The following is a 21,498-nucleotide window of genomic DNA, read 5'->3' on the forward strand; positions in this document are numbered from 1 at the left end:
TAACTAATACAGCACTGTTTCAGATAGTGTCAAATCGTGAAATCCAAACCTCGAGCGCCGCGATCCGACGGCTTACGCAATCGTGACGCGATACTTGACGCCGCAACCCATTGTCTCGATGCCGATCCTCACGCGAGCATGAGTGACATCGCCGAAGCAGCAGGAGTGGGGCGCGTGACCCTGTACGGGCACTTCTCAACCCGCGAGGAGCTACTTGAGGCGGCGCTTGTCCGAAGCATCGATCGCGCTGAGCGGGACCTCTCCACCATCGACCTCGAAGGGCCCGCACTGGAAGCCCTCGAACGACTCGTACGCCGGTCATGGCGCATCGTGAACTCGCAACAGCGCATGCTGAGTGCCGTTGAAGCATCGCTGGGCAACGATGCGATCCGCGCTCACCACGAGGAACCGATGACTCGGGTACGGTTGCTCATCGAGCGCGGCCAGGCGGCTGGCAGTATGCGCTCCGACCTGCGTGCGTCGTGGTTATCGACCTGTTTCATGTCGATTCTTCACGCCGCCGCAGCGGAACTGCGCGGAGGTGCGCTAGCCGAAGAGGAAGCGGACCGCGTTGTATTGGCCACGCTGCGGTCGCTGCTCGCCAAGGACTGAGCTGCGACGAAGCGGTCGGGCTGACACATATCCAATCGGTTCACGTCAAGATCATGCCGCACCGTCGCATAAGAGGTTCCCCTGTGACACAACGTCGGCGAACTCGGCCGCCAGGTAGTTTGCCCCCGGATCTGTCGCTCTCGACGTCCCCCTTGCGGAACGCCAGATTTCAGGACCGAGAGAACTGTCGCAGTGGCCGTCGTTGATCAGAATTCGTAGATCGTGGCGAGTTTATCCAACAGCAGAACCGTGTGTGGACGGTCGTGCAGTGCCTTGGCGTCAACCGAGATTTCCCTCAGCCGTGCGGCCTCCGCATATTCTTCCCACGGAAATGAATCGGGTTTCGCTGCTAGCCGGATAAGTAAATACAATAAATACCGTTTGAGCTATTCTGGTACCCATGCCCCTTCGAGACGGTTACGAACCCAGTCCGTTCAGTCCAGGATACGGTCGTCGACCTTTGGTGTTCGGGGGGCATGAGACGGAACTCGCGGAGTTGTCCGACGTGTTCGCCAGCCTAGACTTTGGTGAGAACCACTCGGTGCTGATTTCCGGGCTGCGAGGTGCCGGGAAGACGTCGATGCTCGCGAAGATTCAGGATAGCGCGCTGTCGAACGGGTGGCTGGTGATCAGCGATGATGCCAGCGCTGGCTTGATGGACCGAGTGATGGAGACCACCATTCCGAGCCTCCTGGGTGGGCTCTCGCCCGAGGCGCGAGCGCGGTTGACGGGTCTCGGCATATGGCAATTCACCGCGCACTGGGAATACGTGGACCGCCACCGTGAAGTGAAGCCACTGCTTCGCCGCGACCTGGTTGCACTGTCCACCACCCTTGCTGAAAGCAAACAGCCCGCCGGAATTCTGATCACGATCGACGAGGTTTCCTCGGGAAAGGTGAGGTTGCGGGAACTGTCGAGGTTCGCGCTGGAGGTATCGCACGCCATCAGCGAAGGTGCGAATGTCATGGTCGTCTTCGCCGGTATAAAGGTCGACCTTAACGCGTTGGTCGAACAGGAGCACACGACGTTCCTTCGAAGATCACGAGAGCTCGACTTCCGTCGCCTTACTCCAAGGGAAACCCGGCACGTGTTGTCAGAGTCAATTCGTATCGGTGGGAGATCTATAACCGAGGATGCGCTCAATTTACTCGTCACGTTTTCGCAGGGTTACCCCTACCTCGTGCAGCTCGCCGGTGATTACGCGTGGCGCGGCAGTGGAACGGCGGCGACCATCGCGCTTGCCGACGCGCAGTCTGCGCACGGTCGCGCGATCACAGCAGTCGAGCGCCGCGTCATCAGCCGTGTCTACCAAGATCTCTCTGAGAAGGACCAGGAATTCGTCAAGGCGATGGCTGTCGACGAGGGGCGCAGCAGGATGGCCGACATCATTCAAAGAATGGGGGTGTCGGACCAGTACGTGCAGGTATACAAGAAGCGCCTCATCGAAAGTGGCTACGTCCAGGCGGATGGACGCGGGCACGTCGTGTTCTCGCTGCCGTATCTCGGTGACTACATCCGCTCAACGACGACCGAGGCGGAGGGAGTCGCACGTGCGGATGACTGGGACCGCTTCCCGCCGCCCGCCGTGCCGCGTTGAGGGTTCGGCTTGGGGCACCCGGAAGTCCGAGTTCGCTTTCAATCAGGTCTCGAGGTGCGTTGTCAGCGTTGCCTGCTCCTTGTCGAGCTAGCGGATGCCGGGCGTGGTTGTTCCGTTTGTTGGTATCTAAGGTAGTTCTGTGAACCGCACCGATCGTTTGTACGCGCTGGTGGAGGAGCTGCGGGCGGTAGCGCCGCGACCGAGGAGCGCGCGGTGGCTCGCCATGAAGTTCGATGTCAGCTCCAGAACTATTGAGCGCGACCTCTCAGCGTTGCAACAGTCCGGGGTGCCGATCTGGGCAGAACCTGGCCGGACCGGTGGGTACTGCCTCGATCCCGCACACACGCTCGCGCCGCTGGGCTTCACCGTCGACGAGGCGCTTGCGGTCACGATCTCGCTCGGGATGTTGGCCACCAGTCCTTTCCGCGATGCGGCGACGTCCGCGCTGCGGAAAGTGGTGGCCGTGATGGATGATCGCAGCCTGGGCGAGACCGCAGACCTCGCTACCCGCATCCACTTGCTCGAAGACGGCCCCGCAGTAGAGATGCCACCGGCACTCACCGGCGCTCTCCGAACCAGGAATGTACTCCAAATCGGTTATCGGGACCGCGCTGGGATCGAGACTTCCCGGGAGATCGAGCCTCTTGGCTACGTGGGCAAAGGACGTGACTGGTATCTGATTGCGTGGTGTCGGCTCCGTCACGACATACGTGCGTTCAAGGGCGAACGGATCAGCACGGCGGTGTCGACCGGTGAACGATCACCGCAGCGACCGTTCCACATAGAGGACCTCGACATTCCGCGTGGCGAATTGCGAACCGTGAGCACCGGTATGCCCTAACGCTAAACACCGACAGGACGGTGTCGCCAGGCAGTGGCAGGATGGTGGTGTCGAGCCAGCGGGGCCGGCTGAAGGGAACACCATGGAATTTGCATCCATCCGAATTATCACCAGTGACGTCGACCGACTTACCCACTTCTACGAGGTTGTTACGGCCACAACCGCAGCGCGACCGGCGCCCACCTTCGCCGAAATACGAACTGGAACCACTGTCCTCGCGATTGCCAGCACCGCGACGGTCGCGACGCTCGGAAAGCACGCCCCTACCCCAAGCGCCAACAACTCGGTGATCATTGAATTTCTTGTCACCGACGTAGACTCGGAGTTCGCTCGACTCCGAGACGCGCTCGAAGCTATTGTGCTCGAGCCGACAACCATGCCGTGGGGGAACAGATCGACACTGTTCCGCGACCCCGACGGTAACCTCGTCAACCTCTTCTCACGACCTGAAAGTTGAACACAACGTTTCAGCTAGCACGGCCAAGTAGCTCGCGTGGCCCTCACTACCTTATTGCGTGCTGTGACCGGGACGGCTAACCATGAAACGACCGCACCTCGTCGCCCACGCGGTCACGGGCATGGGCAGCCGAGGACCGTTAGCTAAGGTGAAGGCATGTCGGTTGCCTTCTGGATCTGCGCCTCTCTGACGCTCAGCAGCTCTCTAGTGAGCGGCGGGTACGCTGTGAGCGGCTTGCGCGACGCAACCCGTGAGTCTCGCGTTCCGTCAATGTATGCGTTGGCAAGAAGCGTGGCGCTTATCGTCGTCGCTGTAGTCGGCCTATCCAGTTCCTCGATAGCCTTCGCAGCCGCCGCAGCGCTGGCCATGGTTCTGGTCCAGGGGTTCGATGCCGTGATCGGTGGTGCGATCTCCGATCGTGTCAAGACCCTCGGGCCTGCGATCACGGCGTTGGCCAACGCCGCCGCCCTCATCTGGATGCTCACGTCCTGACTCATAGCACTTCGCCTGGAGAACAGCGCTCGAGGGTCATAAACACCATCAATTCAGGCTCCGCGCGCACCTGAAATTGTGCCCGCTGAACGTTCCCGTAGCGGGAACTCTACCTAGAGCCAGGGGATCGCAGGAGACCTAGGAGGCCCACTCCTCGGCGACGATCTGCATCGATGCTGAGGCACGGTATGCCTCGATGTCGGCGGCGGCGAGAATGGCGCTGATCAGTTCTTCGGTTCCTGAGACATAGACGCTTGCGCCGTAGAGGTCGTTCCCGACGGCCCAGACACCATCCGCGGGTATCCACCACTGGGCACTTCTTCCGCCGGCCACCCCCTCGAAGGGTTCCGCGCCGTCGGCGAGGTCGCCGGAGAGAACGTGCATGCGACGCTCGGGCATGAGCATGATGCTTGCTGCCTTTCGCAGGTCCGCGCGCAGGTCGGCGTATCCTTCCCAGACAAGGAAGAAACACTCGGTGGGTGTGGCGGTGTGGTCGCGGAGAAGGCGGGCGAGCGTTGCTGCCACGGCGGGTTCGATGGTCCCGACTCTGACATCTACGTCCGGCTCGTCGTCGAGAAGGTCGGCCCACTTCGACGTTGCGTCCACCTCAGACTGCTCCGCAGCAAAGGTCCGCCAGGGAAGGGGGCGACCGTTGTCGTCACGCATGGGGTTCATGACGCGCGCATAGGAAACGTGCCCACGAGGCAGGTAGTCACCCACGGTCAGCGATCCGCCTTGGAGAGATGGCAGCTCAGCGATGACGTGCGGGACGGTGCTCATCGGATGCAATGCCATCTCTGCACCCTATCGAGTAATCGAGGTCAGCCCGATGACGATATGTCGGAGACCTGCGCGCCGCCCCACGCCAGCGCGGCGGGGAGATCTTCGACAGTCTGAGTTGATTCAGCGGATTAGAATCCGCGCAGTATCCCCTTCTTCGCCTTGATCGCTATTTTCTCGGTCACGATCTTTGCGTCGCCCATAAGCCCGGTCGGGCCGCCACGGTAGGAGAACCGGAAGTTGTTTCGTACCGCACGAGGTTCGTCTTGCGGGATCACTTATCGGGATTCGTAAATCTCGCGTCGATGTCCGAGTCGGAGGATCAGCACGATTAACAGGTCGTCGTGAATCTCGTAAATGATGCGGTAGTCACCCGTTCGGACCCGCCATTCGCCAGAGCCTCCAACGAGTTGGATTGCTTTGGGTGGCCGCGGATCGTCTGCCAAGAGGTCGATCGCTGCTTGAACTCTCCGGCGGACCTGTGGATCGAACTTGCGCAGTTGCCGTTCAGCGGCTGGTGCGATCTTCACCGAGTAAGTCATACGAGGCCGAGGTCTGTTTTCACCTGTTCCCAAGGAGTCGGTTCGCTTTTCGTGCGACGCATCTCTTCACGGGATTCCTCAGCGGCACGAATATCGGCCATGTCTTCGGCCAGTTCAATGAGACGCTCCAAATCGTCGGCGTCGATAACAGCCGCAACTCGCCGCCCGCGGCGAGACAAGAAGACCGGCTCGTGCTCGGTATGAGCGCGGTCGATGATGGATGCGAGCTGGTCGCGTGCATCAGAGACGCTGACGGGGACCGTGGTGTACATGCTTCAAGCGTACGTTCCGTTCCCCAGATGTACAAGCGATCTTCAAATCTACAAATGGCCCCTCGCGCAGGCTTCTCGTTGCCGGACCAGCAGGCCCGGCAACGAGAAAACTGTTGAGGGCCCCGATCAGTGGCCCGATTCGAACTGACGTTGAATAGTGCGATAAACGGTCGACCGTGCGACGTTGAAAAGTTCCGCCAGTTCCGCGCTGGAGTGAAGGCCGGCGTTGTGGACTTCGATCAAGTGTTTCTGTTGCGCCACCGAGAGTTTGGGCTGCTTACCGCGAAGACGCCCTTTCGCTTTGGCCACCTGCATTCCCTCCCGCGTTCTGGCGCGGATCAGATCGAGCTCGAATTCAGCGACCATTGCCAGGACGTTGAAGAGGAGACGCCCGACCGGGTCGTTCGGATCATGCACCGCTCCGCCGATACTCAGCTTGACGTCTTTGGCCGTCAGCTCGTCAATGATGTCTTTCGCATCTCTCAGTGAGCGTGCGAGCCTGTCGAGTTTGGCAACGACGAGAGTGTCTCCGGCACGGCAGGCCGCCAGCGCTTCGCGAAGCCCGGGTCGGGCCCGATTCGTTCCGGTCAGACCGTGATCGGTGTAGATCAGTGACGATCTAACGCCCAGTCGTTCCAAGGCGTTTTGTTGGGCGGTGAGATCTTGCTCCTCTGTGGAAACGCGAGCGTATCCAATTAGTAATCCATCCATGGCAAAACCATCCCGCTCTGCTGTGAACAGGTCAACAACCGTCGCAGTGCCCCCCCTTTTTGGGACGGATCACGGGTGTTACACCGAAATTGTCAGAATAGGCGTGGGGCGCAGCCTGCGTGGTTGATCATGCCCGGGATGATTAGTTCTCGTGACGATGGATCACGGTCGGGGATGTACCGAGACCTGTCCGCTGCCCGTGTCCGCATCGCCCATATTGGCGGTGATTTCTCGCAAGGCTTCTATGTGCGCCCGGTAGGCCTTCCGGCCCTCCATGGTGAGGGCGAGAGAAGTCCGCATGTGGGAATCGATAACGGTCTTTGTGATGTTGACGTAGCCCGCTTCGCCCAGCGGCTTCACGTGCTTACTGAGAACGGAATCGCTGACACCCAGCAAATCACGGATTATGGAAAAGTCCGCGGTCTCGACGGCCGACAGCGCGGCCGTTATGCGCAGCCTATTGGGTGCATGGATCACTTCATCGAATACCGCGCGCATCGTTAGCTTCCCGCTGCTGTGCGATGAAGATCTCGCTCCCACCACCAGGGAACCGCAATCATGACCAGTGGCACTGCAATCGCCAACCCCACCACTGCCCAGAAGAAGTCTGTGTACGTTCCAATGAGGATTCCGGCGATCGGGACCAGCACCATAACGCCGACAAGGATCAGTCGCCCTGCAAGATGCTGACCTGGCTGGGCCAGGAGGCGGCGAACTCCAGCACGGTCGAAGAGCCAGGCCGAAACGATTATGGCAATGAGCGCGAGGACTGCAACGACGAATGACATCTCCTGGGGCAGCAAAACTGCGGCAGTAATCGCGCCACCGGCTAGTCCGACGATGGCGATGGATGGCCTGATCGAGCGGGCGCGCCGCCGCATGGCATCTTCTGCTGCTTGAGCGGATGCCAATGCATCGCGTGCGGAGATGGGGACCTGTTCTTCGTTCTGCATCGTGACATCACTTTCCACTTTCCGCAACGGATAGCGCACTGCGGGATCAGAGTCTCGATGGTCTCACGCACCTTGTGCTTCACCATTGATTCCTGATGGGCCCGACGATTAACGTCCTGTAGTGCCCGTGGAAATTGGCTGTGCGCTCCAAAAGCTTTAGTGTTCCGCGAGGGTTCGATTGCGCGGCGCCAGCGACCGAATAAAGAGTCCGGCGCGATCTGGTGAGCCGCGCAGCCCCTACGTTGGTAACTTGACTGAACTTGTGCCAGCGACCAAGTCGAACCGCTTTTCTGACATGGGCGAATGTGGGTACTGACACGAGCAGCACTCCGGATGCGTGACACCGTGGTGTTCAACGGTGTGGCTGGCGACGGATTCCCGGTGTCCGGGACATACCGGCGCTGAGGGGGCGTCGACTACTGGCCCTATGCCGCGAAGATGCGCCGGTACATCGCCGATGGTACCGATCTGGCCGCGGAGGCACGTTTCGTTGACATGATCTCACCGTGAGACGCCGTCATCCTCGACATCGGGTGCGGTCATGGATCGGCTGTCGCGGCACTTCGCGGTCGGGGACACCGTGCGGTCGGCATCGACCCGACGCCCGAGATCCTTGCGGTGGCCCTCGAGTGCTTCGACCCGGACTGGTTTCGCGCCGTCGCGGTGGAGCACCTTCCGGATGAACTGGCCGCCATCGACCTGCCCGACCGCTTCGACGTGGTCATGGCGACGGGCAACGTGCCCGCGCTCCTCAGTGACGACACGCTGACCGGGGCCTTCTTGCCGATAGCAAAGCTTCTGTGCCCCGGCGGTTTGCTCGTCATCGGGACTACCACGGCCGCGCGCGGTGGCCCCGAAGCGCAACTAGTTGCTGCCGCAGCATGTGGCCTCACCCTTATCCACCGATTCGCCGATTGGCACCTCAGTGTCCCGAGCGACGAATTGCCGTGGAGCGTCACGGTATTCCAAACGCCGGGCACGGGTGACCCGGTCGACACCCCGGACGGGATCTTCGTCCTGCAACAGGGGTCCGGTCCTGCGGTACTAACGGCTTCGTTGCACACGATCGAGCAGGAGCGACCCTGAACTGGATTATCCTTGCCACACAGCCGGATAGGGGACAATCGTCCGACGACAAACCGCGACCGCCACTGCTCCCTAAAAAGGAAACTCGATGACCCTACCCGACGCCGTTCTCGACCTGCTACGCAAACCAAGTCCATGCTTTTTCTCCACCATCATGGCCGATGGTTCCCCGCAGGTGACCGAAACGTGGGTTGATACCGACGGCGAGCACATCATCATCAACACAGTCGTCGGGTTCGTGAAAGTGCGAAACGTCGAGCGCGACCCGCGCGTAGCAGTAGCGATACAAGACCCCGAGAATCCGTTTCGGTACATCCAGGTGCGTGGCAAAGTGGTGACCATGACGACAGACGGCGGCTCGGAGAGCATCGAGGCGCTGTCGCAGAAATACACCGGACGACCCTACCCCTGGTATGGCGGGCGCGATCAGCAACGCGTCATTCTCACGATCGAGGCGGAAAGCATCAGCGGACAGGGATAGCCGGTACAGACCGGGCACGCGTCTGCGCTTATGGTCTTCTCGCGGCTCGGTCGCAGTTCAGACGGGCAGCCCAAGTTGATTTTCTGACCGGTGAGCTGACCTGTAGCCTCCGTTCATGGCTGTTTCTCCGGACCGGATCGAACACCGCCGCGGTATCGATAGTGAGCTGCTCGACCTTCTCCACGAACAAAGCACGGGGTGATTCGGTTTCGGATGCTTCTGCGACGCGGGACACCATGCGCGCGATGACGGATTCGCTGGCGGAGCTGGTGACCTGCACGGTTAGCGCACCGGTGCCGTTCACGGTGCCGGAGAGCACCGTTTGGCCGGCTTCGCGCCGGACGGGCACGGATTCGCCGGTCATGGCGGCCTGGTCGACTTCGCTGGTGCCATCGACGACGATGCCGTCCGCGCCGATCCGTTCACCGGGACGCACCAGAATGAGGTCACCGACCGTGAGATCGGCGGTGTCGACGACGATGAGGTCGTCCCCGGTTGCCGACCGCATCAGGCGGGTGGCCTGTTCGGGGGCGAGGGAGAGAAGGCTGCTGACCGAATCGGCGGTTCGCTGGGTGACGAGGGCTTCGATCGCCCCGCTCGTAGCAAAGATAACGATCAGGAGAGCGCCGTCAAAAACCTGTCCAATGGATCCTGCGGCGATGGCGGCGACGATCATCAAGAGATCGACGTCGAGTACCCGTCCCCGCAAAGCGGCAAGGCCGGCCTGAGCCGGTTCCCACCCGCCGGCCAGGTAGCAAGCGAGGTAGATCGTCCACCACACGGGTGCGGGGGCACCCGCGAGTTGCAGCGGCCACGCGATCAGGAACAGCACCAGCGCGAGGGCCGCCCAGCGAACCTCGGGTAGGCGCGCTCCGGTGCGAAAGTTCTACGGCGGTTTCGCCAGGACGCGCCCGCCCGACCTGATGGGGGCATCCGTCAATGTGACCGTCATGAGTGGACCGCTTCGACGGGTGTGGTGGGTAGATCGCCGTGGTGGTGGCGGGGGGTGCCTCCGAGGCTGTGTTCGGCCTGGAAGATTGCATCGCGCACGAGCAGCGCGGCGTGCTCATTTTCCAAACGATAGAAGATGCGCGTTCCTTCATGTCGGGTGGCAGAGATAGTCTCCGTCAGCCCGGTGAGACCTCCTTGCCGGCGTCTGGGTATTGCGTTCCACCTGAAGTCAGGAAGAGGACAATCCGGCCAGACGCAGAACAGTAGCCAGACCAGCTGGTGTCCCCGGCCAGTGCTTCGTGATGGAGTCGCTGCCCGCGCGCCTGGTCGCGAATCGGAGAGCGATCGCTACGACCAACGCGTCGTCGGCATATCCCAGCACCGGGATGAAATCCGGGATGAGGTCGATAGGCGAGATCAGGTAGATCAACAGCACGCCCAACCAGACCCGGACCCCGATCGGGACGGACCTGTCTAAAGCGAGACGCTTCAGCAGTCGCACGACGTCCGGAGCGAGACGAAGAAGATCTACCAGCGACGCACGGCCCGAGTGCTTGCGTTGCTCGAACCACAGTACAAGGACAAGCACCAGCCAGAACAGGACCAGGCCGGATGCGACGCCGACTGCCACCTGCCACCACTCCGACACGACTACGAATCCTCAGGGACTGCGCCGGCGTTCGGATTGGTGGAAGTCCTCATGACACGATTCTCTCAGAGGATGACCCAAACAGCTGGGGTGGGTCCCGGATAGGGTGGCGCCAACGACGGTTGATGATTGGCCTGTGCGGCTCGGAGGGTCCGCTCAGATTCGGCGCGACACTGAGAACTCGAACAGTTGGCGAAGCTCGGCCCGAAATTTGAACCTCGTCGTGGTTCAGCCGTACTGCTTAGTCGGCTGCGACGAGGTCGACCTCTTGAACCGGTGACCTGATTAGTCGACGTGTTCTGTCGCCACGGGTGCGGCGATGATGATGGCCGCGCCGATCAGGCAGACGGTCGAGCCGATGAAGTCCCACACGGTGGGTTTGAACCCATCGACGAAAACTCCCCAGGCAAGGGATCCAGCCACGAAAATGCCGCCGTAGGCGGCCAGGACGCGGCCGAAGTTTGCATCAGGCTGAAAGGCGGCGACAAATCCGTAGGCGGCCAGCGCGAGTACCCCGAGGCCCGCGAACCGCCACGGTTGATCAACGCCGTCGCAGCGCCGAGCACGAACCAAATTACCAGAAGCCCAATCCAGGTTGTCACTGTCGCCGGGGCGAGAAGTGCTCCGGCCAGCGCAACGAGCCCGACGGGCAGAACGGTGCAGCCGATGAGCATGATGCGTCGGCTGTGCCGAATGAGAAGGCGACGGCCACGCCAACCAGAACGATGAAACCGCCCCCGGCGAGCAGCCCAATCAGGAGCCCGGAGGGGCCGCTTGATTCTGAGCCTGGGTCGCTATCGTTCCGTTACTGGCCGACGAACCGATCGGTGTCGACCGGCTCGCCGCGCTGACCGCCCGAGCGCCGCAACCGGTCTGAGCCGCCGGGCATCCGCTTGGTGCGCTGCCGTGCTCTGCGCTGCCATTCCTGCACGGGCGAGCAGCATTCGAGCGCGCGCGGCCGGAGCGGTCGGGGTCAGGCGGCCATTCCGGGGTGCACCTTTACGAAGGTAATGTTCTTCGTGGGGTGCACCGTCTTCGCGGGTGCCCGGGAGAAGCCCTTCGCACCCTCGAGGCGGTTCTGGCCGCGAAACTCGGCCAGCGCATCGTCGAAGATAGCGTTCAGCTGGGTTCCGGTGAACTCTTCCGCAGCCCCCTCGGTGAAGGCGATGCTTATGAGTGAGTTGTCGGGAAAGTGCCGGTTCATGCGGATAAAGCCATCGGCATCCTGCTGCAGGGTGATCATTGGTCTAGTTTGGCGTATATCTTCCGGCCGGTGGAGTTAACTCGGATCATGACAAGTTCTTCGGCCGGCACTCAACGGCTCGTTCTCGTGGTCGCGGTGCTCGCCTCGTTCATCGCCTTCCTCGACGGCACCGTCATCAATGTGGCCCTTCCGGCGATCACGCGTGAGCTCGGCGGCGGCATTGCCACCCAGCAGTGGGTGGTCGATGCCTACCTCATCACCCTGGGCGGCATCATCCTGCTCGCCGGTTCGCTCTCCGACGCCTTCGGGCGTAGGCGGGTGCTCTTCTGGGGTCTCGTGGGGTTCGCCGCGGCATCCGTCCTCTGCGCCCTGGCTCCGAGCGCCCCCTTTCTGATCGGCGCGCGCGGGTTGCAGGGGGTGGCCGGTGCCCTGCTGGTGCCGAGCTCCCTGGCGCTCATCTTCAGCACGTTTTCCGGCGCTGGCCAGGCTCGCGCGATCGGCACCTGGACCGCATGGACCAGCACCGCCTTCATCGCCGGCCCGCTCATCGGCGGTCTGCTGGTTGACCTGTCGTCCTGGCGGCTGGTGTTCGCCATCAACATCGTGCCCATCGCGGCGACCCTGATTCTGCTGGCGCGCCTGCCCCGCGACCCTGCAGCGGATGCCGGCACCCGCGTCGACATTGTCGGCGCGGTACTCGGCGTGCTCGGCCTGGCCCTGGCCGTCTTCGCACTCATCGAACAGGGCAACTTCGGGTGGGGCAGCCCGGTTATCCTGATTCCACTCGGGGTGGGCCTCGTGTGCTTTGCAGCGTTCATCGGGCACGAGCGCCGTACCCGGCAACCGATGATGCCGCTCAGCCTGTTCCAGGTGCGCAACTTCTGGGTGGGCAACGTGGCCACCACCTTCATCTACGCGGCTCTGTCGCTCGGCTCGTTCATTCTCGCGGTGTTCCTGCAGCAGGTCGGCGGGTATTCAGCGACACTGGCCGGCCTGGCGTTGCTGCCGGTCAGTATCCTGAGCATTGCGCTGTCGGGTCTTGTCGGGCGGCTCGCCGGGCGGTTTGGGCCTCGGCTGTTCATGTGCGTCGGCCCGATCACCGCCGGAATCGGCTTCTTCACCATGCTGCGGGTCGATCAGAGCGTCACTTACTTCAGCAGCGTGCTGCCCGGCGTGGTGATCTTCGGCCTGGGCCTGACCATCACCGTGGCCCCGCTGACCTCCGCCATCCTCGGCGCCATCGAGCCCAGCCGGGCCGGCATCGCCTCGGCCGTCAACAACGCCGTGTCACGGGTGGCGGGACTCGTCGCGATCGCAGCGGCGAGCATCATCGTGGGGCCGGTTCTCGACGTCGAGGGGTTCCACCGCGCCGCGATTGCCACCGGAATTCTGCTGGTCGGTGGCGGAATCGTCTCGGGCCTGGGCATCCAGAACCCAATGTCGGTGGCCACGGATAAACTGCAGGCATGACGGCTCTCATTCGCTGGGGAATCCTGGCCACCGGCGGCATCGCCCACCTGTTCACCAACGACCTCGTGCAGAACGGCCACACGGTGCAGGCGGTCGGATCGCGCAGCCAGGCGTCGGCCGATGCTTTTGCTGCCGAATTCTCTATCCCCACCGCGCACGCCAGCTACGCCGATCTCGTGAACGACCCCGAGGTCGACGCCATCTACGTGTCGACCCCGCACCCCTTTCATGCCGAGCACGCCGCGCTCGCGCTGAACGCCGGCAAACACGTGCTCATCGAGAAGCCCTTTGCGCTCAACGCTCGTGAAGCCCGGCAGATCGTCGACCTTGCCGCGAGCCGCGGATTGTTGGTCATGGAAGCCATGTGGACGCGGTTTCTGCCGCACATGGCTCGTATCCGCGAGGTTCTCGCCGCCGGAACGCTCGGTGATGTGCGCAGCCTGCTCGCCGACCATACCCAAGATCTACCCGACGACCCCGCGCACCGACTGAACTCGCTCGCCCTCGGCGGCGGGGCCCTGCTCGACCTCGGCGTCTACCCGGTGAACTTCGCGCAGGCCGTGTTCGGGGTGCCCGACACGATTCTGGCCAGCGCCTCGTTCAAAGCCACCGGAGCGGATGCCCAGGTCGCCACCATCTTTCGCTACGCCGGCGGCCAGATCGCCACGACGTTCTCGGCCAGCGACACCCTGGGCCCCACCACGGCCTCCATCATTGGCACGAGTGGGCGCATCGATATCGACTCCGTTTGGTATGCACCGACCGGGTTTCGCGTGCTCGACAATCTTGGCGCTGTGCTCGAGACCTTTGTGCCGGCCGAGTTCGCTGGCCGCGGCATGCACTTCGAAGCGGTCGAGGTCGAGGCTCTAATTCGGGCCGGCAGAATTTCGAGCGATATCATGCCGGCCGAAGAATCCGTTGCGATCACGGAGACCCTCGATGCCGTGCGCGCCCAGATCGGCTTGCTCTACCCGGGCGAATAGCCTGCCCAGGCCAGTCGGATACCATACGGAGGTGGACGAACCAGTGCAGACACCCGGACCCGCCACGGCTGATGGGTCCCCGCGCGGCGGGATCGCGGCCGTCTTCTCCCGGCACCGCCGGGCGTGGCTGATCGCCGCCGGCGCCCTGGTGTTCGTGCTGCTGGGCAGCGGAGCCGTGTTCGCTGGAACGCAAACCGGCGGGAGCGAGCCGGCTGCGGCATCCGCTGTTTCGTCATCGCAGGCGGCCACGCCGAGCCCGACGCCCACGGTGGATCCGGCCCGGCCGGTGCCCGCCGAGGCAACGACGGCCAGCCGGCTGCGCACCTGCTCGGTCGCCGGGCTCGCCGCCGACACCCGTCTCGCCGATTTTCAGGCACAGGTCGTCAACGCCACCACCGGCGAAGTTCTGTTCGACCGCGGCGGAACGACGTCCTCGCGCACGGCTAGCGTCATGAAGGTGCTCACCTCGGCCGCCGCGCTCAACGTGCTGGGCAGCGACTACCGTGCCACCACCCGCGTCGTGAAAGGCGCCGAACCCGGCCAGATCGTGCTCGTCGGCGGCGGAGACCTCACCCTGTCCCGCCTGCCCACCGGCCAGGAGCCGTTCTATACCGGGGCAGCCCACCTCGACGACCTCGCCACCCAGACCATGGTCGCCTGGGCCGCCGACCCGGCCAACCCGCCGATCACCTCCCTTGTGCTCGACTCCTCGTACTTCTCCGGCCCCGACTGGGATGACGGCTGGGCCCGCACCGAACTCGCCCTCGGCTACATGCCCGAAATCACCGCCCTCATGGTGGACGGCGACCGCAACGAACCCACCCGCAGCACCTCAGCACGCAGCGAGGATCCGATTGCCCGCGCCGGAGCGGCCTTCGCTGACGCGCTCGGCGGCGGTCTCACCATCAGCCAGGCCACGGCTCCCGCCGGCGCCGCCCAGCTCGGCGCAGTGCAGTCCGCACCGGTGTCGACGCTCATTCAGCAGGCCCTGATCGTGAGCGACAACACCATTGCCGAGATGCTCGCCCGCCTTGTGGCCATCAAAAGCGGGGCGGGCAACTCCTTTGCCGCGCTTCAGCAGGGCATCGTCGGCGGGCTTGCCGCCTACGGGATCGACACGACCGGCATGATCATCAAGGACGGCTCCGGCCTCAGCCCGAACAATGCCGTGTCGCCGGCTTACCTGACCGCCCTGTTTGTGAAGGTCAACGCTCGTGAGGGCGACCTCGGCGTGCTGTTCGACGGCCTGCCGGTCGCGGGCGGTCCGCGCGGATCCCTCTCCTACAGCGACCGTTTCGCCGGTGCCAATTCCGCTGCCGACGGCGCCGTCTTTGCCAAGACGGGCTGGATCGACACCGGTTACACGCTCGCCGGCGTCATCCACGCCGCCGACGGTACCCCGCTTACCTTCGCTATTTACGCCATTGGCAACGTGAGTTCGAATGCGAAAATCGCCATCGACACCCTGGCCACCGGCTTCTTCAACTGCGGCGACAATTTGTCCAACAACTGACCATCGGAGGCGACATCGTGACCCGTGCACTGTTCATCATTGACGTTCAGAATGATTTCACCGAGGGCGGTGCGCTCGGGGTTGACGGGGGCGCGGCGGTCGCGGCGGGCGTGAGCGCGCTGTTGGCTGCTCATGGTGGCGCCTATAAATACGTCTTCGCGTCGCGCGACTGGCACGACATCGGCAACGACAACGGCGGTCACTTCGCTCGCGATGCTGCTCCCGACTACGTGACGACCTGGCCGGTGCACTGTGTGGCCGGCACCGCGGGCGCCGAGTATCACAAAGCTCTCACAACGGATGCCGTGACCTTTCACATTCGCAAGGGCCAGGGCAAGCCCGCGTACTCCATCTTTGAGGGCACCACCGAGGCCGGGCTGACCGTGGGAGCACTGCTGAGCGAGCACGGAGTCACCGAGGTCGACATCGTCGGCCTCGCCACCGACTACTGCGTACGGGCCTCCACCCTCGACGCGCTTGAACATGGCCAGCGCGTGCGCGTGCTGACCGATCTCGTGGCCGGGGTCGCCGCCGAATCCACCCAGGCAGCCCTCGCCGAGATGGCGCACGCCGGCGCGGTATTCGCTGCGAGTGACGCCGTCGCGTGACAGAGTTCGCGAGGCGGCTCGACGGTGTGCGCATCGCCTTCGACGCCACGCCGGGACAGCGGCCGGTGCTCCTCGTGCACGGATTCGCCTCGGCGGCCGCGGTCACCTGGGGTGGTTCCGGCTGGGTGCGTGCGCTCGGCGAGGCGGGGCGCGGGGCGATCACGCCCGACCTGCGCGGCCACGGCCGCAGCGATAAGCCGCATCGCCCCGCTGATTACGCGCCCCGGCAGCTCGCCGCCGACCTCGTGGCCGTGCTCGACACCCTCGACCTCGAGCGGGTCGACGTGATCGGGTACTCGATGGGGTCGCGGGTGGTGGCCGCCCTGGCCCAGCTGGCGCCGGAGCGCGTGCGGCGCCTCGTGCTCGGCGGGGCGGGGCCGCTTGAACTGTTCGAGACCTGGGATCAGGGTGAGGTCAACCGGTTCGTGGTGTCTGCTGAGTTGCCCGCCGATCCGACCATCGCCGCGGTTCTCGGCCCGGCAATCGCCGCTGGCGCCGACCGCGAGGCGCTGTTGGCGTGCGTGCAGGGGGTCGCGGGTTTCACGCTCGACGTGCCCGCCGGCATCCCGCAGCTGTTTGTGGCCGGCGGTGCCGACCAGATTCCCGCTGGGGTAGCCGCCCTCGCCGCCGATCGCGGCGCTCAGTACCTCGAGCTGCCTGGCCGCACCCATGTCAACGCGCTGACGTCGCGTGAGTTCAAGCAGGCGGCGCTGGAGTTTCTGGCCTGACCATCGGGCTCGTGCACGATGTGCGCGGGATGGCGAGTGGGCAGCGCTCTCGTGCAAGTGGATGTCGGTGCTCGCGCATACGGTGGAGCCACGGCGGGACTCAAGACGCCGCACTCAACGCGGAGGACTCATGACAACAAACGACACCCTGGCCACCCCGACATTCGACACCTTCGACGGGCTGCTCGCCGCCATCACTCCCACAACGGGCGAGACGCGCGAGATCCTCGACCCTGCGACCGGCTCGGTGGTCGGCCTCGCCCCGGTGCACACCGTCGACGACCTCGAAGCAGCCATCGCGGCGGCAACGCTGGCCCAGCCGGCGTGGGCCGCCCTCGGGCACGCCGAGCGCAGCGCCATCATGATAAGCGCCGCCGACGCGATCGACGCAGCAGCGGAGGCCCTCGCCCAGCTGCTGTCCCGCGAACAGGGAAAACCGCTGAACGGTCCCAACGCGCGGTTCGAGGTGGGCGGGGCATCCGCTTGGCTGCGCACAGCCGCCGCGACGCCGCTGGAGTCTGAGGTGCTCATCGACGACGGCACCACGCACGCCGCGATCACCTACCGCCCGATCGGCGTCGTCGGCGCGATCGGCCCGTGGAACTGGCCGATGATGATTACAATCTGGCAGATCGCGCCCGCGCTGCGCATGGGTAACGCCGTCGTGGTTAAGCCCTCCGAGTACACGCCACTCAGCGTGCTCGCTCTCGTCGCAGTGCTCAACCAGGTGCTGCCCGAAGGACTCGTCACCGTCGTCTCAGGCGGCCGCGCGATCGGTGCCGGCCTCGCCGTGCACCCCGGCATCGGCAAGGTGATGTTCACCGGATCGACCGCAACCGGCAAGGCCATCATCAAGGGTTCGGCCGACACGGTTAAGCGCCTCACCCTCGAGCTCGGCGGCAACGACGCCGGCATCGTACTTCCTGACGCCGACCCGGAAACCATCGCCGAAGGATTGTTCTGGGGCGCGTTCATCAACACCGGCCAGACCTGCGCAGCGCTCAAGCGCCTCTACGTGCACGACGACATCTACGACGCGGTCTGCGACGCGCTCACAGCGGTCGCAGCCAAAATGCCGATGGGCGTCGGAATCGACGAGAACAATGTGCTCGGCCCGCTGCAGAACAAGGCCCAGTTCGATATCGTCGCCGGCCTCGTGCAGTCAGCGAAGGACTCCGGCGCACGCGTGCTCATCGGCGGCGACCCCGATCTGACGGCGCCCGGATTCTTCTACCCGACCACGCTCATCGCCGACATCGACGACGACAACCCGCTCGTGCGTGAGGAGCAGTTCGGACCGGCGCTTCCGATCATCCGCTATACCGACCTGGATGATGTCATTGCTCGCGCCAACAGCGTTGACGTCGGGCTGGGCGGTTCGGTCTGGTCGAGCGACCTCGTCGCAGCGCGCGCCGTCGCCGCTCGTCTGGAAACCGGCACGGTCTGGATCAACGCGCACGGCGCGGTGCACCCGATGATTCCGTTCGGTGGGGCCAAGCAGTCCGGCTATGGGCTCGAGTTCGGTGTTGAGGGTCTCAAGGCGCTCGGTGTGCCGCAGGTCATCAACGGCTAGCCATCCGCTCAAGAAACAGGGCCCTCGCCACCGGCTGGGGCCCTGTTCTGTGCCGGTGCGCCGGCTGGCGGTGGCTGATTCAGGAATGGTGAATGGATGCCGGCGCCAGCCCCGCCCAAACTCGCGGTGGACCGCCGGGGGTGGCGGGCATTTCCTGAATTAGCCCCGCGGCCGAGCAGGCTCACCCGGCGCCGCCTGCGCCGGGCAACACAAAATGACCGTGCCGCCCGGGTTGAAACCCGGGCGGCACGGTCAGGATGAACGCGAGTTACTCGTGGGTGCTGATGCCCAGCGGAACCCCGCGGGTTTCCTTCACGAGGGTTACCGCAACGAAGGAGATCGCCGCGAGCACCATGAGATAGACGGCGATCGAGACGGACTGGCCGGTCTGATCGAGCAGCAGTTGGGCGATCAGCGGGGCGAAGGCACCACCGAGAATCGCGCCAAGGGCGTAACCGATCGAGACGCCGGAGTACCGCACCTGCGCCGGGAACATCTCAGCGTAGAGCGCGGCCTGCGGGCCGTAGGAGAGACCGAGTCCGCTCGCCAGAATGATGAGCGAGAGCGCAAACCAGACGATGTCGCCGGTGTCGATGAGCAGGAACATCGGGATGGCCCAGATGAACAGAAACGCATAGCCGATCTGGAAGGTGCGGACGCGGCCGATTTTGTCCGAGAGGATGCCGCCGGCCATGGTTGACGCGAGCCAGAACACGGCCGCGACGGTGCTCGCGATGAGAACCGGGGTGCGCTCCATGCCGAGTCCGCCGGCCTCGGCGGGCTTGGTGGCGTAGGAGCTGAAGAACGCGATGAGCATGTAGCCGGCCGCGTTGTTGGCGATGAAGATGAGCGCGGTGAGGATGACCTGACGCGAGTGGCTCTTGAACAGCTGCTTGAGTGGTGCGGCGGACTCCTGCTTGCGGGTCTGCATCTCCTTGAAGACCGGGCTCTCGGAGACCGCGCGGCGGATGACCCAGCCGACAACGATGAGCAGCACGGAAACCAGGAACGGGATGCGCCAGCCCCAGCTGAGGAACGCTTCCTCGCTCATCGAGGTGGTCACGGCGATCATCACGCCGGTGGCGAGGATCAGGCCGACGGGTACGCCGATCTGCGGGTAGGCGCCGAAGAATCCGCGCTTGTTGATGGGTGCGTGCTCGACGCTCATGAGCGCGGCACCGCCCCATTCGCCGCCGGCCGAGAAGCCCTGCAGGATGCGCAGCACAATCAGCAGGATCGGGGCCCAGACGCCGATCTGGTCGAAGGTCGGCAGCAGGCCGATGAGTGCGGTGGCCGCGCCCATCATGACGAGTGTGAAGACCAGCATCGCCTTGCGGCCGATCCGGTCGCCGAGGTGGCCGGCGACGATGGCGCCGAGCGGGCGGAACAGAAAGCTGATGCCGAGCGAGGCCCAGGCGATCAGCTGGGCGAGCGGCGCGTTCTCGCCGGCGAGCGGGGCGAAGAACAGGCCGGCCAGCACGAGGCCGGCGGCCTGGGCGTAAATGAAGAAGTCATACCACTCGATGGTGGTACCCACCATTGTGCCGGCGAGGACCCTCCGTTCTTCGTGCCGTCTAGCGCTGGTAGCCTGCGTGCGCTCGGTCGTTAAAGCCATGGAATACTCCCTCGTATCTCACTGCGGTGCTGGGTCGGGTGCTGCTGCAAAGTGTGTGGATCGTGCGGAGAAAAACCGGCACTGGGGCAGTATGACAGGAAAATCAAGGATTACCTACCCTTTGGTCAGTATTGTTGTTTTTCGGGTGCCGGTGTAGTGGTCCCTGCGGAAGCTTGCGCCGGCAACATCCGGTGTGAACTTCGCCTACGTGGCTGGGAGTCTGCCTCCCGCGTCGACTGCGTCGGCCTGTCCCGGCCGCGATTCCGCTGCTGGCCCTCGCTGCGGGGATTGTCGGCTGGGTGCTGCAGGCGCGCGCGGTCGGGGGCGCGGCTGCGGCATCCGTTGCGGGCACTGACTTGGCCGCCGTCATCGGGCGGAGTGGAAATCCTGCCGCAGTCGGTGCCACCGCTCATCGAGCTGCCGACCGAGCCGTCGACGGTTCTGTCGGCCACCGAGCTCGAGCAACCGACGGCCACCCCAGCGCCCCCGAGAACACCGAGTTCTACGCCGTCGCCGACGAGCCGAGCATCGTGTCGCAGCTGCGGGCCCGCAACGTGGGATCGACCGTGCGCGTGGGCATGCAGAGCCTGTGCGTGGCCCGATAGTCAAGTGAGCGTTTTCAGCGTCAACCGAGCTCTGCGACGATCGTACGTGCGGCAGCGGTGAGCACGGCACCGATGTCGGTGGGGGAGTGCAGACTCGAGATATAGACGACGGCGAGGGAGGCGGGCGATTCCCCGGGCACGAGCAGCGGCACGGCAATAGACGACAGGCCGGGAATGACCTCGTTGTGGCTGGAGGCGTAGCCGAGCGCTGCAACTTCACCGGCCTCGCTGCGGCGAGTTTCGGGGTGGCCGAGTGCGGCCCATTGTGCGGCGCTCAGACCGGACTGGATGGCGATTCCCGGTGCGCCCCGGTGTAGCGGATGCCGTGTGCCGGGCTGTTGCGCGACCGTCGCGTGGGCCTTGCGCGGTTCGATACTCACGAGAGTGAAGATCTCGCCCTGGTCGAGCACCGCGACGAACGCGGTCATGCCGAGCTCGTTGGCGATGCGCGTGAGCACGGGCAGGGCCGCGGCCTGGAGATCGCGGGACACCCCGCGGGCCAGCGCCGCCAGACGCGCACCGAGCCGCACCAGTCCGGCCGGGTCGCGAACGACGAGGCCATGATCTTCCAGGGTGCGGAGGATGCGATAGGCGATGGAGCGATGCACGTCGAGGGCAGCGGCGAGAGCGACGATGGTCATCGGCTCGTCCCTTTCGGCGAGAATCTCCAGCACCCGGATGCCGCGGGACAGGGTTTGCGAATGCGCGGCGGGTGCCGGCTGGGGCCTGCCGGAGCTCTCGGCGAATTCTGGAATCGACACCCTCTTATTCTCGC

The 21,498-nt window shown here is 64.3% G+C and carries 28 protein-coding genes and 1 pseudogene; 14 read left to right on the forward strand and 15 right to left on the reverse strand.

Translation table 11 applies throughout. The features are described 5' to 3' along the window. Window positions 1-36: 36 nt before the first annotated feature. The 5 genes from QMF22_RS02075 (at window position 37) to QMF22_RS02095 (ending at window position 3,999) form a co-directional block, all read left to right on the forward strand. Window positions 37-612: a TetR/AcrR family transcriptional regulator gene (locus QMF22_RS02075; RefSeq protein WP_283449872.1), complete on the forward strand. Its 576-nt coding sequence runs from the start codon at window positions 37-39 to the stop codon at window positions 610-612. A 400-nt stretch (window positions 613-1,012) separates the two neighbouring features. Continuing rightward, complete coding sequence (locus QMF22_RS02080) at window positions 1,013-2,209, forward strand: ATP-binding protein (protein WP_283449874.1); 1,197 nt, start codon at window positions 1,013-1,015, stop codon at window positions 2,207-2,209. 139 nt (window positions 2,210-2,348) lie between these two features. After that, entirely contained in the window at window positions 2,349-3,050 is a 702-nt protein-coding gene (locus tag QMF22_RS02085) for a helix-turn-helix transcriptional regulator (RefSeq protein ID WP_283449876.1), read from the forward strand. An 82-nt stretch (window positions 3,051-3,132) separates the two neighbouring features. Next, on the forward strand, window positions 3,133-3,507 hold the full coding sequence (locus tag QMF22_RS02090; RefSeq protein ID WP_283449878.1) for a VOC family protein: 375 nt from the start codon (window positions 3,133-3,135) through the stop codon (window positions 3,505-3,507). A gap of 291 nt (window positions 3,508-3,798) precedes the next feature. Next, entirely contained in the window at window positions 3,799-3,999 is a 201-nt protein-coding gene (locus QMF22_RS02095) for a hypothetical protein (RefSeq protein ID WP_283449880.1), read from the forward strand. A gap of 138 nt (window positions 4,000-4,137) precedes the next feature. Here QMF22_RS02095 and QMF22_RS02100 read toward each other — a convergent pair whose 3' ends face one another. The 7 genes from QMF22_RS02100 to QMF22_RS02130 all read right to left on the reverse strand — a co-directional run bounded on the left by QMF22_RS02100 (window position 4,138) and on the right by QMF22_RS02130 (window position 7,296). Continuing rightward, the gene (locus QMF22_RS02100; protein ID WP_283449882.1) at window positions 4,138-4,794 is read right to left on the reverse strand and encodes a hypothetical protein; all 657 of its coding nucleotides are present in this window, start codon (window positions 4,792-4,794) and stop codon (window positions 4,138-4,140) included. 116 nt (window positions 4,795-4,910) lie between these two features. After that, entirely contained in the window at window positions 4,911-5,057 is a 147-nt protein-coding gene (locus QMF22_RS02105; RefSeq protein WP_283449884.1) for a hypothetical protein, read from the reverse strand. Next, a complete protein-coding gene (locus QMF22_RS02110; protein ID WP_130178533.1) occupies window positions 5,058-5,321 on the reverse strand; it encodes a type II toxin-antitoxin system RelE family toxin in 264 nt (87 codons plus the stop codon). After that, complete coding sequence (locus QMF22_RS02115; protein WP_283449888.1) at window positions 5,318-5,593, reverse strand: type II toxin-antitoxin system Phd/YefM family antitoxin; 276 nt, start codon at window positions 5,591-5,593, stop codon at window positions 5,318-5,320. The genes QMF22_RS02110 and QMF22_RS02115 overlap by 4 nt, the downstream gene beginning before the upstream one ends. Window positions 5,594-5,719: 126 nt before the next feature. After that, window positions 5,720-6,304 (reverse strand): recombinase family protein, encoded by a 585-nt coding sequence (locus tag QMF22_RS02120; RefSeq protein ID WP_283449890.1) that lies wholly within the window; start codon window positions 6,302-6,304, stop codon window positions 5,720-5,722. A 162-nt stretch (window positions 6,305-6,466) separates the two neighbouring features. Then, a complete protein-coding gene (locus QMF22_RS02125) occupies window positions 6,467-6,802 on the reverse strand; it encodes a transcriptional regulator (RefSeq protein ID WP_283449892.1) in 336 nt (111 codons plus the stop codon). 2 nt (window positions 6,803-6,804) lie between these two features. Continuing rightward, a complete protein-coding gene (locus QMF22_RS02130; protein ID WP_283449894.1) occupies window positions 6,805-7,296 on the reverse strand; it encodes a hypothetical protein in 492 nt (163 codons plus the stop codon). 489 nt (window positions 7,297-7,785) lie between these two features. Between QMF22_RS02130 and QMF22_RS02135 the strand changes: the two genes are divergently transcribed. Continuing rightward, window positions 7,786-8,343 carry a class I SAM-dependent methyltransferase gene (locus QMF22_RS02135; RefSeq protein WP_283450728.1) on the forward strand — a complete coding sequence of 186 codons (558 nt, stop codon included), beginning with the start codon at window positions 7,786-7,788 and terminating at the stop codon, window positions 8,341-8,343. 88 nt (window positions 8,344-8,431) lie between these two features. Then, a complete protein-coding gene (locus tag QMF22_RS02140; protein ID WP_283449896.1) occupies window positions 8,432-8,824 on the forward strand; it encodes a PPOX class F420-dependent oxidoreductase in 393 nt (130 codons plus the stop codon). A 28-nt stretch (window positions 8,825-8,852) separates the two neighbouring features. Here the strand turns inward: QMF22_RS02140 and QMF22_RS02145 are convergent, their stop codons facing one another. From QMF22_RS02145 to QMF22_RS02170, 6 genes and pseudogenes are all read right to left on the reverse strand, one after another. After that, entirely contained in the window at window positions 8,853-9,656 is an 804-nt protein-coding gene (locus QMF22_RS02145; RefSeq protein ID WP_283449898.1) for a P-type ATPase actuator domain-containing protein, read from the reverse strand. Between the two features lie 116 nt (window positions 9,657-9,772). Continuing rightward, window positions 9,773-9,943: pseudogene (locus QMF22_RS02150) on the reverse strand (transcriptional regulator); the annotation flags it as partial. A gap of 61 nt (window positions 9,944-10,004) precedes the next feature. Continuing rightward, the gene (locus QMF22_RS02155; protein WP_283449900.1) at window positions 10,005-10,424 is read right to left on the reverse strand and encodes a YkvA family protein; all 420 of its coding nucleotides are present in this window, start codon (window positions 10,422-10,424) and stop codon (window positions 10,005-10,007) included. A 285-nt stretch (window positions 10,425-10,709) separates the two neighbouring features. Further along, window positions 10,710-10,997 (reverse strand): YnfA family protein, encoded by a 288-nt coding sequence (locus QMF22_RS02160; RefSeq protein WP_283449902.1) that lies wholly within the window; start codon window positions 10,995-10,997, stop codon window positions 10,710-10,712. A 232-nt stretch (window positions 10,998-11,229) separates the two neighbouring features. Continuing rightward, the gene (locus QMF22_RS02165; protein ID WP_283449905.1) at window positions 11,230-11,355 is read right to left on the reverse strand and encodes a hypothetical protein; all 126 of its coding nucleotides are present in this window, start codon (window positions 11,353-11,355) and stop codon (window positions 11,230-11,232) included. A 42-nt stretch (window positions 11,356-11,397) separates the two neighbouring features. Further along, window positions 11,398-11,667: a hypothetical protein gene (locus QMF22_RS02170; protein ID WP_283449907.1), complete on the reverse strand. Its 270-nt coding sequence runs from the start codon at window positions 11,665-11,667 to the stop codon at window positions 11,398-11,400. Window positions 11,668-11,715: 48 nt separating this feature from the next. Here QMF22_RS02170 and QMF22_RS02175 point away from each other — a divergent pair, with 48 nt between their 5' ends. From QMF22_RS02175 to QMF22_RS02200, 6 genes are all read left to right on the forward strand, one after another. Further along, window positions 11,716-13,098, forward strand: a complete 1,383-nt coding sequence (locus tag QMF22_RS02175; RefSeq protein WP_283449909.1) for a DHA2 family efflux MFS transporter permease subunit — start codon at window positions 11,716-11,718, stop codon at window positions 13,096-13,098. Beyond that, window positions 13,095-14,081, forward strand: coding sequence for a Gfo/Idh/MocA family protein (locus QMF22_RS02180; protein ID WP_283449911.1), 987 nt, complete (start codon window positions 13,095-13,097; stop codon window positions 14,079-14,081). Before QMF22_RS02175 ends, QMF22_RS02180 begins: the two co-directional genes overlap by 4 nt. A gap of 31 nt (window positions 14,082-14,112) precedes the next feature. Beyond that, on the forward strand, window positions 14,113-15,594 hold the full coding sequence (locus tag QMF22_RS02185) for a D-alanyl-D-alanine carboxypeptidase/D-alanyl-D-alanine-endopeptidase (protein WP_283449913.1): 1,482 nt from the start codon (window positions 14,113-14,115) through the stop codon (window positions 15,592-15,594). Window positions 15,595-15,611: 17 nt separating this feature from the next. After that, window positions 15,612-16,202 (forward strand): isochorismatase family protein, encoded by a 591-nt coding sequence (locus tag QMF22_RS02190; protein ID WP_283449915.1) that lies wholly within the window; start codon window positions 15,612-15,614, stop codon window positions 16,200-16,202. Further along, window positions 16,199-16,930 carry an alpha/beta fold hydrolase gene (locus tag QMF22_RS02195; protein ID WP_283449917.1) on the forward strand — a complete coding sequence of 244 codons (732 nt, stop codon included), beginning with the start codon at window positions 16,199-16,201 and terminating at the stop codon, window positions 16,928-16,930. The genes QMF22_RS02190 and QMF22_RS02195 overlap by 4 nt, the downstream gene beginning before the upstream one ends. Window positions 16,931-17,060: 130 nt before the next feature. Beyond that, window positions 17,061-18,503, forward strand: a complete 1,443-nt coding sequence (locus QMF22_RS02200; RefSeq protein WP_283449919.1) for an aldehyde dehydrogenase family protein — start codon at window positions 17,061-17,063, stop codon at window positions 18,501-18,503. Between the two features lie 268 nt (window positions 18,504-18,771). Here the strand turns inward: QMF22_RS02200 and QMF22_RS02205 are convergent, their stop codons facing one another. Then, window positions 18,772-20,118 carry an MFS transporter gene (locus QMF22_RS02205; protein ID WP_283449920.1) on the reverse strand — a complete coding sequence of 449 codons (1,347 nt, stop codon included), beginning with the start codon at window positions 20,116-20,118 and terminating at the stop codon, window positions 18,772-18,774. Window positions 20,119-20,417: 299 nt separating this feature from the next. On the opposite strand from QMF22_RS02205, the gene QMF22_RS02210 reads away from it, so the two are divergent. Further along, the gene (locus tag QMF22_RS02210) at window positions 20,418-20,723 is read left to right on the forward strand and encodes a hypothetical protein (protein WP_283449921.1); all 306 of its coding nucleotides are present in this window, start codon (window positions 20,418-20,420) and stop codon (window positions 20,721-20,723) included. A 20-nt stretch (window positions 20,724-20,743) separates the two neighbouring features. Here QMF22_RS02210 and QMF22_RS02215 read toward each other — a convergent pair whose 3' ends face one another. Then, window positions 20,744-21,484, reverse strand: coding sequence for an IclR family transcriptional regulator (locus QMF22_RS02215; protein WP_502846893.1), 741 nt, complete (start codon window positions 21,482-21,484; stop codon window positions 20,744-20,746). Window positions 21,485-21,498: the final 14 nt, after the last annotated feature.

It is taken from the genome of Cryobacterium sp. PH31-L1, assembly GCF_030063145.1.
Lineage (GTDB): Bacteria > Actinomycetota > Actinomycetes > Actinomycetales > Microbacteriaceae > Cryobacterium.